This window comes from Rhodanobacter sp. LX-99 (genome assembly GCF_018599185.1).
In the GTDB taxonomy this organism is placed as follows: Bacteria; Pseudomonadota; Gammaproteobacteria; order Xanthomonadales; family Rhodanobacteraceae; genus Rhodanobacter.
This window is the reverse complement of sequence record NZ_JAHFVL010000001.1, coordinates 273,708-287,723: the sequence shown is the minus strand read 5'-3', so window position 1 is coordinate 287,723 and position 14,016 is coordinate 273,708. Positions and strand designations below refer to the sequence as shown.

Sequence of the window (14,016 nt, the reverse complement as noted above, 5' to 3'; positions counted from 1 at the left end):
AATCGTCCGCCGCAGCACCTATTTTCTGGGGCAGGCGGTGATCGACCGCAATCCAACTTGAGGAGACATACGATGAACCTGGTTCGTCATGGTATCTGGAACACCGGCAGCAGCCTGCCCGAGGAACTCCGGCAGGCATTCGACCGCTTCCTGCAGCCCGAGGACGGCGACGCCTCCAACGTCGTCACCAGCCAGTGGGCGCCGCGCGTGGACATCCGCGAGGACGAGCAGCGCTTCGTGATCCTGGCCGACATTCCCGGCGTGGATCCGGCGCAGATCGAGGTGAGCATGGACAAGGGCATCCTCACCATCAAGGGTGAGCGCGAGGCAGGCAGCACCGAGCAGAACGGCAAGTTCACCCGGATCGAGCGTGCCCGCGGCGCGTTCCATCGCCGCTTCGCACTGCCCGACAGCGCCGATGCCGAGGGCGTCACCGCGAACGGCAAGTTCGGCGTGCTGGAGATCGTGATACCGAAGAAGGCCCAGGCAACGCCGCGACGCATTACCATCAACGCGAGCCACTGAGGCAAGGCGGGCTGCGAGGTGCCCCGCGGCGGAGTCGATCCGCCGCGGGTTTTTGCGTGAGTCGGGGAGTGGCAGGTGGAATTCAAAGACTATTACGAGATCCTGGGTGTGAAGCCCGATGCGAGCGAGGCCGAGATCAAGGCGGCGTATCGCAAGCTGGCGCGCAAATACCACCCGGACAAGAACAAGGAAGCCGGTGCCGAGGAGAAGTTCAAGGCGGTCAACGAGGCCAACGAAGTGCTCAAGGACGCCGAGAAGCGGCGTTCGTACGACCAGTTGCGCGCCGGCGGCTATCGGCAGGGCGAGCAGTTCCGCCCGCCGCCGGGTTGGCAGGGACAGCAGGGCTTTGGCGGCGGCGACGATGGCGACTTCAGCGATTTCTTCGAGAGCCTGTTCGGCCGCGGTGCAGCCGGCGGCCATCGGGGCCAGCCGCGGCCGCGTCGCGGTCGCGACGTGCAGGCGTCGGTGCAGATCGACCTGCAGACCGCGTTCGACGGCGGCCGCACGCGGCTGGCGATGCATGACCCGGCCGGTGGCGAACGCGTGCTGGAAGTGAAGATCCCGGCCGGGATCCAGCCGGGCCAGGTGATCCGCCTGTCCGGCCAGGGCCAGGCTGGCATGGCCGGGGGACCGAACGGCGACCTGCTGCTGGAAGTGGGCATTCGCGAGGATGCGCGCTTCCGCCTGGACGGCCGCAACGTGGTGCATGTGCTGCCGATCACGCCGTGGGAAGCGGCGCTGGGCGCCACCGTGCCGGTGCCGACGCTGGCTGGCACGGTCGACCTGCGCGTTCCGGCCGGTTCGCAGTCGGGGCGCAAGTTGCGCCTGAAGGGCCGTGGCATGCCCGGCGCCAATCCGGGCGATCAGCTGGTAGAGCTGTCGATCCGCGCGCCGGCGGCCGACAGCGACAGGCAGCGGGCCGCCTACGAGGCGCTGCACAAGGAGTTCGGGGACTTCGACCCGCGGCGCTGAGTCGCGCGATCGGTGCAAGCGAAAACGGCGCCTGCGGGCGCCGTTTTTCGTGAATCCGGATCGCGATGATCGATCGTCGACGATCAGCCCGGCAGGAATTCCTGCAGCGCCTTGACCAGTTCCTCTTCCTTGATCGGCTTCGTCACATAGGCCTTGGCGCCCTGGCGCATGCCCCAGACCTTGTCGGTTTCCTGATCCTTGGTGGTCACCAGGATGATCGGGATGTGTGCCGTTGCGGCGTTCTTGCTGATCGTGCGGGTGGCCTGGAAGCCGTTGAGGTTGGGCATCACCACATCCATCAGGATCAGGTCGGGCATTTCCTGCTTGGCCACTTCCACGCCGGCGGCGCCGTCTTCGGCCGAGAGGGTTTCATGCCCGAGTTTTTCGACGATCCGCTTGATACCCAGCAATTGCGACGGGGAGTCGTCGACGATCAGGATGCGTGCCATAAGGTGTTAGTCCCCTGCGAGTTTCGTTGATTCTAAGCCGTGGTGATGGTACTTCCAAGCGCGGTTTCGTCAAACCGTGCCTTCGATGCGCACCAGTGTGCGCCCGAACGAGTCGCCAGCGAGCATACGCGCAAACACGCCGGGCAGTTCGTCGAGGCTCGCTTCACGCGTGGCGATGCGATCCAGGTGCCGCGGTTTCCAATCGTTGGCGAGATGCCGCCAGATGCGGTCGCGGAGATCGCGCGCGGTGCCGGCCGAGGCGATTCCGAGCAGGCTGGCGCCGCGGATGATGAACGGCATCACCGTGCTGTCGAAGGCGATGCCGCCGGCGTTGCCGCAGATCGCCACGTTGCCGTACGGATGAATCAGCGGCAGCAGGCCGCTCAGCATGGCGCCGCCGACGTTGTCCAGCGCGCCGCCGAAGCGGGCCGAATCCATCGGCTTGCCGCTGAAGGCGAGCTGGTGGCGGTCGATGCACTCGCTGGCGCCAAGGCTGCGCAGGAAATCGAAGTGATCGGCCTTGCCGCTGATCGCGTGCACCTCGTAGCCGGCGCGGCTGAAGATGTCGATCGCCAGCATGCCGACGCCACCGCTGGCACCGGTCACCGCGATCGGACCCAGTGCTGGCCTCTGCCGGTTGTCCTGCATGCGCAGCAGGGCCAGCGCGGCGGTGAACCCGGCGGTGCCGATGATCATGCTCTCGCGCAGGCTCAAGGACGCCGGCAGCGGGATCGTCCAGCGCGCGTCGAGACGCGCGTATTCGCCGTAGCCGCCGTCGCGCGTCTCGGACAGGCCGCTGCCGGTGCACAGCACCGCGTCGCCTTCCCTGAACGCGGGATCGGTCGAGGCGACCACGTGGCCGGCCACGTCGATGCCGCCGTTGAGCGGATAGGTGCGCAGGATCCGGCCCTTGCCGGTGCCGGCCAGTGCGTCCTTGTAGTTGACCGAGGAATACGCAACCTTGACCAGCACTTCGCCGGACGACAGTGCGCCGGTGTCCATGGTCTCGATGCCGGCGCGGTAGCCGGCGTCGTCGTTGTGGATGCGGAACGCGCGGAAGCTGGTCATCTCGATGTCCCTCGGCAGCCGTTCAGGCGCTGACGCTGCTGGTGTCGATCCACTTGGGAATGTAGCTGCCCTGGTAGACCTGCATCCAGTCGAACAGCGCGGTCATGTCGTCGCCGAACCAGATGCTGTCGCGCTGCTCGGGACGCACGAAGTTCTCGTCGACCATGTGCTCCATCATCGTGCGCAGGTCGCGGTAGTAGCCGCGCACGTCGAGGAAGGCGCAGGGATAGCGGTGCAGGCCCAGTTGCGCCCAGGTCAGCATCTCGAACATCTCGTCCATCGTGCCGAAGCCGCCGGGCAGGGCGACGAAAGCATCGGACAGTTCGTACATGCGCGTCTTGCGCTGGTGCATGGTCTCGACGACCACCAGTTCGCTCAGGCCCGGATGGGCCACTTCAAGTTCCACCAGCTGGCGCGGGATCACTCCGACGACCTTGCCGCCGCCGGCGAGCACCGCGTCGGCCACCACGCCCATCAGGCCGACCTTGCCGCCGCCGTAGACCAGCGCGATACCGCGTCGGGCCATTTCCGTGCCGAAAGCATACGCCTGCCCGGCGTACTCGGGATGCCTGCCGCTGCTGGAGCCGCAGTAGACGCAGATGGCGGTGGGTTGGGGCATGAGGACACCGAAAGTCTCGGGGCGTCATCCCGGCGAAAGCCGGGATCCAGTGTCTTATGCGGCGACGGCAAAGGCACTGGATTCCGGCTTTCGCCGGAATGACGACGGGAAAACAAACGGCCCGCCAGTGTTGCCATGAGCGGGCCGCGTGGATCCCGGATCGGCGCATATCCATGTGCTGTCCGGGATGAGGTCATCCATTTCCGGGGTGGATCCCGTGTCATCGGCCATCCATGGCCTGCACGGGATGAGCGCATCCTGCGCTCAATTGCCCTTGTGGATGGCGCGCTTGTCGACCGACAACGCGGCCTCGTGCACGGCTTCGGAGAGGGTCGGGTGGGCGTGGACGATGCGCGCCAGATCCTCGGACGAGCCCTTGAACTCCATCGCCACCACGCACTCGGCGATCAATTCGGACACGCCCGGGCCGACCATGTGCACGCCGAGGATGCGGTCGGTTTCTGCGTGGGCGAGCATCTTCACTTGGCCGACCGCCTCGTTCATCGCGACGGCGCGGCCGATCGCGGCGAACGGGAAGCTGCCGACCTTGTACGGCACGCCCTCGTCCTTCAGCTGCTGCTCGGTCTTGCCGGCCCAGGCGATCTCCGGCTCGGTGTAGATCACCCACGGGATCGTGTCGTAGTTGACGTGGCCGGCCTTGCCGGCGATCCACTCGGCCACCGCGACGCCTTCCTCGGAACCCTTGTGCGCGAGCATCGGGCCGCGCACCGCATCACCGATCGCCCACACGCCGTCGACGCCGGTGTGGTTGTGCTCGTCGACCACGATACGGCCACGCTCGTCCAGCTTCACGCCGGTGTCGTCGGCCAGCAAGCCAGCGGTATAGGCGCGGCGGCCCACGGCGACCAGCAGCTTGTCGACGACGAGCTCGTGCGCGCCGTCCTTGTCCTCGTAGGTGAGGGCCACTTCCTTCTTCTTGATCTCGGCCTTGGTCAGCTTGGCGCCGAGCTTGATGGTCAGGCCCTGCTTGGCGAACTCGCGGGCGGCCACCTTGGCCACGTCGGCATCGGCAACGGAGAGGAAATCCGGCAGTGCTTCGAGAATGGTGACGTCGGCGCCAAGGCGCTTCCACACGCTGCCCAGCTCCAGGCCGATCACGCCGGCGCCGATCACGCCGAGGCGCTTGGGCACTTCGGCGAGGTCGAGCGCACCGGCATTGTCGAGGATCATCTTGTTGTCGAACTTCGCGAACGGCAGTTCGATCGGCACCGAACCCGAGGCGAGGATCACATTGGTGGCGCTGATCGTCTCTTTCTTGCCGTCGGCGCCGGTGATCTCGACGCTGTTGCCTTTCAGCAGCTTGCCGGTGCCGAAGTACGGCGTGACCTTGTTCGCCTTGAACAGCTGGGCCACACCGCCAGTGAATTGCTTGACGATCTTGTCCTTGCGGCCGATGAAGGTCGGCACGTCGATCTTCGCGTTGTCGGCCGTGATGCCGTGCACGCCGAAGTTGTGCGTGAGGTTGTGGAACTGGCGCGATGAATCCAGCAGCGCCTTGGACGGGATGCAGCCTACGTTGAGGCAGGTACCGCCGAGCGCCTGCTTGCCGTCCTTGCCGGCGAACGCATCGACGCAGGCCGTCTTCAGGCCAAGCTGTGCGGCGCGGATCGCGGCCACATAGCCGGCCGGGCCGGCGCCGATGACGATGACATCGAATTTGTCGCTCATGTCGTTTCTCGATTTGTCCCTCTCCCATTGGGAGAGGGTGGCCGAAGGCCGGGTGAGGGTACGGGCGGAGCGAGGCGTTGCGATGTTACCGAACCCTCACCCCAACCCCTTTCCCAGTGGGATAGGGGCTTCAGGCGTTTAGAGACCCAGCAACATGCGCTGCGGGTTCTCCAGCTGGTTCTTGATGTCGACCAGGAACAGCACCGCGTCCTTGCCGTCGATGATGCGGTGGTCGTAGCTGATCGCGATGTACATCATCGGCGCGGCGATGATCTGGCCGTTCTCGACGATGGCGCGTTCCTTGATCGTGTGCATGCCCAGGATCGCGCTCTGCGGGGGGTTCACGATCGGGGTGGACAGCAGCGAACCGAAGGTGCCGCCGTTGGTGATGGTGAACGTGCCGCCCTGCAGGTCGTCCAGCGACAGCTTGTTCGCGCGAGCCTTGGTGGCGTAGTCGGCGATGCCCTTCTCGACATCGGCGAAGCTCATGTCCTGCACGTCGCGCAGCACCGGCGTGACCAGGCCCTTGTCGGTGGACACGGCGATCGAGATGTCCTGGTAGCCGTGGTAGATCACGTCGTTGCCGTCGACCGACGCGTTGACGAACGGATAGCGCTTCAGCGCCTCGGCGGCGGCCTTGACGAAGAAGCTCATGAAGCCGAGCTTGACGCCGTGTTCCTTCTGGAACGCGTCGCCGAGCGCCTTGCGCATCTTCACCACTTCGCTCAGGTTCACTTCGTTGAACGAGGTGAGCATGGCGATCGAGTTCTTCGACTGCATCAGGCGCTCGGCGATGCGCGCGCGCATGCGGGTCATCGGCACGCGCTCTTCCGGGCGTGCTCCGGGAGTCGGCTTCGCCGCCGGTGCCGCGGCGGCCGGGGCAGCCGTGCCGCCCTTGCCGTAGTTGACCAGGTCTTCCTTGGTCACGCGGCCGTCGCGGCCGGTGCCGGTGACCTTGGACGGGTCGATCTTCTCTTCGGTGGCGACGCGCAGGCCGGCCGGCGAGAGATCCTCGGCGCCCTTGGCGGCGGCCTTCGGCGCGGCCGGCGCGGGAGCGGCCGCCGCAGGTGCCGGCGCGGCAGACGCGGGAGCCGGCGCAGCGGCAACGGCGCCTTCCTCGATGATCGCGATGACCTGCTCGCTGTTCACCGTGTCGCCGACCTGGTGCTTGATCTCCTTCAGCACGCCGTCGACCGGCGAGGGCACTTCCAGCACCACCTTGTCGGTTTCGAGGTCGACCAGGTTCTCGTCGCGCTTCACCGCGTCGCCGGCCTTCTTGTGCCAGCTGGCGATGGTGGCGTCGGAGACGGACTCGGGCAGGACGGGGACTTTGAGTTCGATGGACATAACGATCCTTGGGGGTCTTTATTCTGCGGAGTGGTCGGTGCCGACCGGCGCGCTGAGCGCCTGTTCGACGAGTGCTGCCTGTTCGGCGACGTGGGTGTTGTGGTGGCCGGCGGCCGGTGCCGGCGAGCGTGCGCGTCCCGCGTACGAGAGACTGTGCTTGGCTCCGATGCAGGCCTGCAGGTGGTGGCGGATCTGGAACCAGGCGCCCTGGTTCATCGGCTCTTCCTGGCACCAGATCACTTCCTTGGCGGAAGGGTACTTGTCCAGTTCGGCGCCGACTTCGGCACGCGGGAACGGGTACAACTGTTCGACGCGCACGATCGCCACGTCGGCCAGTCCACGCTTGTCGGCTTCCTCCAGCAGGTCGTAGTAGACCTTGCCGGAGCACAGCACGATGCGCTTGACCTTCTTCGCCGCCAGCTCGCGATGCTCGCCGATCACCAGCTGGAAGCTGCCGTTGGCCAGTTCGTCCAGCGTGGACACCGCCAGCTTGTGGCGCAGCAGCGACTTCGGCGTCATCACGATCAGCGGCTTGCGCGCGGCGCGCAGCATCTGCCGGCGGATCATGTGGAAATCCTGCGCCGGCGTGGTCGGCACGCAGACCTGCATGTTGTCCATCGCGCACAGCTGCAGGAAGCGTTCGAGGCGCGCGGAGGAGTGCTCCGGACCCTGGCCTTCGTAGCCGTGCGGCAGCAGCAGCACCAGGCCGCACAGGCGGTTCCACTTCGCTTCGCCGGAGCTGATGAACTGGTCGATCACCACCTGCGCGCCGTTCGCGAAGTCGCCGAACTGGGCTTCCCAGATGTTGAGCGTGTCCGGATCGGTGGTGGAGTGGCCGTACTCGAACGCCATCACCGCTTCCTCGCTGAGCAGCGAGTCGATCACCTCGACGTCGGCGCCCGCGCGCACGGTGGCCAGCGGCATGTACGTGTGGCCGTCCTTCTGGTCGTGCAGTACCGCATGGCGGTGGAAGAACGTGCCGCGGCCGGAATCCTGGCCGACCAGGCGCATGTCGTGGCCGGCATCGACCAGGGTGGCGTAGGCGAGGTTCTCGGCGAAACCCCAGTCGGCGGGCAGCTCGCCCGCGGCCATCTTGCGGCGGTCGTCGTAGATCTTCGCCACGCGCGCCTGCAGGGTGAGGTCGGCCGGCAGGGCGAGGATCCGGCTGGAGAGTTCCTGCAGCTTCTGTTTCGGTACGCTGGTGTCTGTCGGCGCCGACAATTTGCCGCCGATGAACTTCGCCCAGTCGACATGGCCGTCGCGAACCGGCGCCGGATCGAGTTCGGTCATCGGCGCGCCGGCTTCCAGCCGCTCGCGATAGGCTTCGAACTGCTTTTGCGCGTCGCCTTCGGCCAGCACGTTCTCTTTCACCAGCTGCTGCTGGTACAGGTCGCGCGCGGTCGGACGCTTGCGGATGATCTGGTACATCACCGGCTGCGTGGCGGCCGGCTCGTCGGCCTCGTTGTGGCCGTGGCGGCGGTAGCAGACCAGGTCGATCACCACGTCCTTGCGGAACGTCTTGCGGAATTCGTACGCAAGCCGGGTCACCAGGATCACCGCCTCCGGGTCGTCGCCGTTCACGTGCAGCACCGGCGCATTGACCATCTTGGCCAGGTCGGTGCAGTACATGGTGGAACGGGCGTCCTGCGGATTGGAGGTGGTGAAGCCGACCTGGTTGTTGATGACGACGTGCAGGCTGCCGCCGATCTTGAAGCCGCGCGCCTGCGACATGTTGAACAGTTCCATGTTCACGCCCTGGCCGGCCAGCGCGGCGTCGCCGTGGATCAGCACGGCCATCGACTGCGTGTGCGCGGTGTCGCGGCGGCGGGTCTGGCGCGCGTGCACCGAGCCGGTCACCACCGGGTTGACGATCTCCAGGTGCGACGGGTTGAACGCCAGCGCCACGTGCACGCCGCCCTTGGGCGTCTTGACGTCGGCGGAAAAGCCCATGTGGTACTTCACGTCGCCGGAGTGGGCCGGGTCGTCGGGGTGGTCGAAGCGGCCCTCGAACTCGTCGAACAGGGTCTTCGGCGGCTTGCCCAGGATGTTGACCAGCACGTTGAGGCGGCCGCGATGGGCCATGCCGATCACCAGCTCCTTGATGCCGTTGTCGCCGGCGGCGCGCACCACGTCGTCGAGCATCGGGATCAGGCTGTCGCCGCCTTCCAGCGAGAAGCGCTTCTGGCCGACGTACTTGGTGTGCAGGTAGCGCTCCAGGCCTTCGGCGGCGGTGAGGCCGTCCAGCACGCGCTGCTTGCCGGCCTTGTCCAGGCCGCTCCGGCCGCTGGCCTGTTCGAGCCGGCTGTAGATCCAGTTGCGCTGCTCGTGGTTGCTGATGTGCATGAACTCGGCGCCGATCGTGCTGGCGTAGGTCTTCTGCAGGCGGCTCAGCAGTTCGCGCAGTTTCAGGCGCTGGCCGCCGCCGGCGTAGTTGCCGGTATCGAATTCGGTGTCGAGGTCGGCGTCGGAGAGGCCGTGGAAGGCGAGGCCGAGGTCCGGCGCCGGCATCTTCTCGGTCAGGCCGAGCGGGTCGAGATCGGCGGCGAGGTGGCCGCGCGAACGGTAGGCGGTGAGCAGGCGCAGCACGCCGGCCTGCTTGCGCGCGTGCTCGTCGCTCATCGGCACGGTGTCGACGCCGTTGTGGCGCTGCTTTTGTGCGGCCTCGATACGCGCAATGGCCGCGGCGTGGGAGACGTCTCCCGACTCGCGGCCCTTGAAGCTTGCAAAGTAATTGGCCCATTCGGCAGGTACTGCCGAGGTATCGGCCAGCCAGGCGTCGTAGAGCGATTCGACGTAATCGGCGTTGCCGCCAGCGAGTTGGGAGGAGTCGAAGAACTCGCGGATCAGGTTTGTAGTCACGTCACCACCGGCAGGGAAAGGATGCTTGCAGCCATCCGTGTGACCTTTGAAGTCGCGGTTTCCGGTCGGTTTTCAAGCCCGACAGGCCGCTTGTACGGATGACTGGGGAGAATCCGGACGATTATAGCCTTTGGCTGCTGCAACGCGGCAACCCGCGGGCCGTCCGGAATGGTCTGCCGGCGGGCATTTCAGACGATGGTCTAACGAGCATTTCGTCGCAGGCAGTGGTTTCATGCGCTTTGTCGCGGGCGCGGGCGGCCAGGCAGGCGAAAACTCCGGGCCAGCTGCGGTTCAGTCGGCTCAGATGCCCAGCGCCTGCAGCTCGCTGGCCGGTTCGGCGCGCTCCCACACGTCGTCGAAGTGCTGTTGCAGCGGCGCCTGGCTGGCGCGGTCGTGGCGGGCGGCGCGGCCCTGCGCGCGATCCGCCTCGGGCAGGAACAGGTAACCGCCGGCGTCGTTGAGCAGGTAGGCCGAGATGTAGGCCAGGTCGGCTTCCTCCACCGGCGTGCGGATCCGGATCGCACTGGACAGTCGCTGCGCCAGCGCGACCAGCCGATGATCGCTGCGCAGCGCGGCCGCCGGGTCGTGCAGCAGGATGCGGATCTGCGCGCCGTGGCCGGAGATCGCGATGCGCCGCAGTTCGGCCAGCTCTTCCGCGCTGGCGTAGGCGTCGTTGCCCAGCTGCGGCAGATGGATGGACAGCCGGTGCCGCGCGTCGCGCAGCAGTCCCAGTCGCGCTTCGGCAGTCTCGCCGCGCGTGCCGGCGGGCAGTATGCCGATGTCGCGCAGCGGTTCTGCTTCGTCGGTATCCGCGAGCAGGGTCAGGCGCATCGCCCGGTGCGGCAGGCCGGCGTCCTCGAACTCCTCGCCGTACGCGACGAAATCCTCGCGCTCGTAGAAGCCGATGGCGCTGACCTGGGCATCCAGCGCCACTTCCGGCCAGCCCTGCGCGCGGGCGCGGGCGACCAGTTCGCGCAACAGCGCCACGCCGACGCCGCGACCGCGCCACTCCTGCAGCACGGCCATGCGGCCGATCTTGTGTGCCGGCGTGAGCCGGCCGCAACCGATCGGCCGGCCGGCGTCGTCGCGCGCCAGCACGTGCCAGCAATCCCCGTCGAGCCCGTCGCGCTCGCGCTGTTCGGGCACGCCTTGTTCCTGGATGAACACGGTGCCGCGCAGGTCGAGCAGGGCGGTGCGCTGGTCCTCGCGTGACCAGTCGGCGACCTCGACGTGGAAGTCCTGCAGCTTCATCGGCGCCGGCGCGGCTTGCGCGGCAGCAGGTGGCCGTCGTTGACCAGGGCCAGCAACAGATGGCGTTCGACCGCGTCGAGCTTGCGGTCGACATGGAGCGCGCGCTGTCCGCACAACTGCTGCGCCAGCGCGGGCGTGGCGGGGTAGGCGTGGCCGCTGGCGTACAGCGTGCAGGCGGACTTGCCGCGGCTCCACGCCAGCCGCGACCAGGGATGGCGCAGCAGCTGCGCGCCGGCGTCGAGCTGTTTGGCCAGCGCGGCCTCGCCCAGCGGTTTTTCCGGCGGCGCCGGCGTCTGCGCGTTGCGGTAGCGCGTGATGAAGCGGCCGAACCAGTCGCGCAGCATGTCGTCGCGCAGGGCGGCGGCGAACGGCAGCGCATCCTTCAGGCGCTCGATCGCGGCGCGGTCGATCTCGCCGGTGGCGGTGGCCGGCTTCAGGTCCGGGTCGGCGTAGCGCAATTCTTCCGGCAGGTGCTCGGCGATGAAGTCGGCCAGGTCGCCGGTCAACTCGGCCTGCGACGGTGCGCGCATGCCGACGGAGAACGTCATGCACGGGCCGCCGAACGCCACGCCGTCGTGCGGCACGCCCGGGGGGAGGTACAGCATGTCGCCCGGTTCCAGCAGCCACTCGTGGGTCGGCTCGAAATGGACCAACTGCTTGAGCTCCACGTCGTGGTGGAACGCCTTCGGCGCCAGCGGATCGTCGCTGATCGCCCAGTGGCGCTGGCCCAGGCCCTGCAGCAGGAACACGTCGTACTGGTCGACGTGGGCGCCGACGCCGCCGCCGGGCTCGGCGTAGGAGACCATCACGTCGTCCACGCGCCAGCTCGGCAGAAAGCCGAAGTGCTGCAGCAGGCCGGCGACGTCCGCGTCCCACTTGTCGACATCCTGCACCAGCAGGGTCCAGTGGCTGTCCGGGGTCCTGGCGAAGTCGGCTTCGCTCAGCGGACCGGAGTTGACGTGCCAGCGGTCGCGCTTCTCGTCGTGCACGATCAGCCGGGCCAGCGCGGCCGGTTCGCAGGCGAGGCCGGCCAGGTCGTCCGGCTGCAGCGGTGGCTGGAAATCGGGGAAGGCATTGCGGATCAGCAGCGGACGTTTCTGCCAGTAGTCGCGCAGAAAGCGGGCGGGCGGCATGCCCAGCGGCTGCCTGGCGGAGCCGCGGACTTCGATCGGAAAGGAGGCTGGTTTGGTCATTCGCGCATTGTAGCCGCGCCGGGCGGCGGCGGTGGCGACAGACGGGCCTTGCCCCGGCAACAGGGTCGGCCGGGACGGCCACCCCGCGCCGGCAACCGGAACATAAGGCGGCGGCATAAGCACATGCCGACAGATCCTTTCCCATATGCCGCGTTAAAAAATAATTTGGACGTCAAGCCGTATAGACGTCCAAACGGAGATAACGTGAATTCTGTCGTTGCACCGGACCTTTCCTCAGCCACTCCAGCCGCGGAGAAGCTTGCCCGGCTGGCCCGGGAGCTGGACGGGTTGACCGCGGCCCAGCTGTACTGGGTCGCCGCGTGGAGCGCGGCGCAGGCCGAGCAGGCGCAGCGAGGCGGCCCGGCGGCCATCGCGCCGGCGGGCAAGGCGGCCGAGCGGCTGAGCATCGTCTACGGCAGCCAGACCGGCAACGCGAAGCGCATCGCCGGGCAGCTGGCCAGCCGCAGCGAGGCGGCCGGCCTGCCGGTGCGGCTGCTGCGTGCCGATGCCTATCCGCAGCGTGAGCTGGCGCAGGAACGCCACCTGCTGCTGGTGATCAGCACCCAGGGCGACGGCGAGCCGCCGGACGATGCACGCGGCCTGTTCGAGTTCATCACCGGCAAGCGTGCGCCGAAGCTGCCGGCGCTGCAGTTCGCCGTGCTGGGCCTGGGCGATTCCAGCTACCCGCAGTTCTGCACGATCGGGCGCCGGCTCGATGCGCGGCTGGCCGAGCTGGGCGCCACCCGCTTCAGCGCATTCGGCGAGGCGGACGTGGAGATCGAGGCGGTCGCCGCGCCGTGGACGGAGCAGGCGCTGGATCGGGTCCGCGAATTGCTGAAGCAGGTCGGCCCGCCGGCACGGGTGACCCCGTTGCATGCCGTGCCGAGCCGCAGTGCGTATTCCCGCGAGCAGCCGTTCGCCGCCGGCGTGCTGGCCAACCAGCGCATCGTGGGACGCGGCAGCGTGCGCGACGTGCGCCATGTCGAGTTGTCGCTGGAAGGCTCCGGCCTGCATTACCAGCCCGGCGATGCGCTGGGCGTGTGGCCGCGCAACCCGCCGGCGCTGGTCGAGCAGTGGCTGGAGGTTCTGCAACTGGACGGCGCGCAGGAGGTCGCCCACCAGGGCCGCACGCTGCCGCTGCGGCAATGGCTGGATCGCGAGCGCGAGATCACCCGGCTGCATCGCGGCTTCATCGCCGCGCTGGCGGCCGCCGGCGGCCACGATGCATTGGTCCAGTTGCTGCAGCCGGAACAGTCGACACAACTCGCCGCCGTGCTGGCCGACGACCAGCCGATCGACCTGCTGCGCCGCTACCCGGCGACGTGGCGGCCCGAGGCCTTGCTGGCCGCGCTGCGGCCGCTGGCCCCGCGGCTGTATTCGATTGCCTCCAGCCCGAAGGCGGTGGGCGAGGAAGTACACCTGACCGTGGCCGTGGTCGACTACGAAGCGCACGGCAGTGCGCATTGGGGCGCGGCTTCGGCCTTGCTGGCCGCGACCGCCGAGGACGGCAGGTTGCCGGTCTTCATCGAGCCGAACGAACGCTTCCGCCTGCCCGCCGACGACTCGCGCGACATCATCATGATCGGCCCGGGCACCGGCGTGGCGCCGTTCCGTGCGTTCGTGCAGGAGCGCCGCGAAAGCGCCGCCACGGGCCGCAACTGGCTGTTCTTCGGCAACCGCCACTTCGCCAGCGACTTCCTCTACCAGGTGGAGTGGCAGCAGGCGCTGCGGGACGGCTCGCTGCACCGGCTCGACCTGGCGTTCTCGAGAGACACCGAACAAAAAACCTACATCCAGCAGCGCCTGCGCGAGCAGGGCGCCGAGTTGCATGCGTGGCTGGAAGGCGGCGCGCATATCTATGTCTGCGGCGACTCCAAACACATGGCGCGCGATGTCCACGCCGCCCTGGTCGACGTGGTCGCGGTCCACGGCGGCCACTCCTCCGAGGCGGCGCAAGCCTGGCTCGGAGAACTCCTGCAACAGGGCCGCTATGCCCGCGACGTGTACTGAGATTTATTTCTGCGTTCATCCGTGAACGCGAGAG

The 14,016-nt window shown here is 67.7% G+C and carries 11 protein-coding genes; 3 read left to right on the top strand and 8 right to left on the bottom strand.

Annotated elements, in window-relative coordinates:
- The first annotated feature begins 72 nt into the window (after nt 1–72).
- A complete protein-coding gene (locus KK131_RS01305) occupies nt 73–525 on the top strand; it encodes an Hsp20/alpha crystallin family protein (protein WP_214554724.1) in 453 nt (150 codons plus the stop codon).
- Between the two features lie 75 nt (nt 526–600).
- On the top strand, nt 601–1,497 hold the full coding sequence (locus tag KK131_RS01300; protein WP_214554723.1) for a DnaJ C-terminal domain-containing protein: 897 nt from the start codon (nt 601–603) through the stop codon (nt 1,495–1,497).
- A gap of 83 nt (nt 1,498–1,580) precedes the next feature.
- On the opposite strand, the gene pilH is transcribed toward KK131_RS01300, so the two are convergent.
- The 8 genes from pilH to KK131_RS01260 form a co-directional block, all read right to left on the bottom strand.
- Nucleotides 1,581–1,946 (bottom strand): response regulator, encoded by a 366-nt coding sequence (gene pilH / locus KK131_RS01295; protein WP_214554722.1) that lies wholly within the window; start codon nt 1,944–1,946, stop codon nt 1,581–1,583.
- Between the two features lie 69 nt (nt 1,947–2,015).
- The gene (locus KK131_RS01290) at nt 2,016–3,014 is read right to left on the bottom strand and encodes an oxidoreductase (RefSeq protein WP_214554721.1); all 999 of its coding nucleotides are present in this window, start codon (nt 3,012–3,014) and stop codon (nt 2,016–2,018) included.
- A gap of 22 nt (nt 3,015–3,036) precedes the next feature.
- Nucleotides 3,037–3,633 carry a TIGR00730 family Rossman fold protein gene (locus KK131_RS01285; protein ID WP_214554720.1) on the bottom strand — a complete coding sequence of 199 codons (597 nt, stop codon included), beginning with the start codon at nt 3,631–3,633 and terminating at the stop codon, nt 3,037–3,039.
- A 264-nt stretch (nt 3,634–3,897) separates the two neighbouring features.
- Nucleotides 3,898–5,322 (bottom strand): dihydrolipoyl dehydrogenase, encoded by a 1,425-nt coding sequence (gene lpdA, locus KK131_RS01280; RefSeq protein WP_214554718.1) that lies wholly within the window; start codon nt 5,320–5,322, stop codon nt 3,898–3,900.
- Nucleotides 5,323–5,460: 138 nt separating this feature from the next.
- Nucleotides 5,461–6,669 carry a 2-oxoglutarate dehydrogenase complex dihydrolipoyllysine-residue succinyltransferase gene (odhB, locus tag KK131_RS01275; protein ID WP_214554716.1) on the bottom strand — a complete coding sequence of 403 codons (1,209 nt, stop codon included), beginning with the start codon at nt 6,667–6,669 and terminating at the stop codon, nt 5,461–5,463.
- Nucleotides 6,670–6,687: 18 nt separating this feature from the next.
- Nucleotides 6,688–9,528, bottom strand: coding sequence for a 2-oxoglutarate dehydrogenase E1 component (locus KK131_RS01270; RefSeq protein WP_214554714.1), 2,841 nt, complete (start codon nt 9,526–9,528; stop codon nt 6,688–6,690).
- Between the two features lie 300 nt (nt 9,529–9,828).
- The gene (locus KK131_RS01265; protein ID WP_214554713.1) at nt 9,829–10,779 is read right to left on the bottom strand and encodes a GNAT family N-acetyltransferase; all 951 of its coding nucleotides are present in this window, start codon (nt 10,777–10,779) and stop codon (nt 9,829–9,831) included.
- Nucleotides 10,776–11,972, bottom strand: coding sequence for a cupin domain-containing protein (locus KK131_RS01260; protein ID WP_214554712.1), 1,197 nt, complete (start codon nt 11,970–11,972; stop codon nt 10,776–10,778). Before KK131_RS01260 ends, KK131_RS01265 begins: the two co-directional genes overlap by 4 nt.
- A gap of 204 nt (nt 11,973–12,176) precedes the next feature.
- Between KK131_RS01260 and KK131_RS01255 the strand changes: the two genes are divergently transcribed.
- On the top strand, nt 12,177–13,982 hold the full coding sequence (locus tag KK131_RS01255) for an assimilatory sulfite reductase (NADPH) flavoprotein subunit (RefSeq protein ID WP_214554711.1): 1,806 nt from the start codon (nt 12,177–12,179) through the stop codon (nt 13,980–13,982).
- The last annotated feature ends 34 nt before the right edge of the window (nt 13,983–14,016 follow it).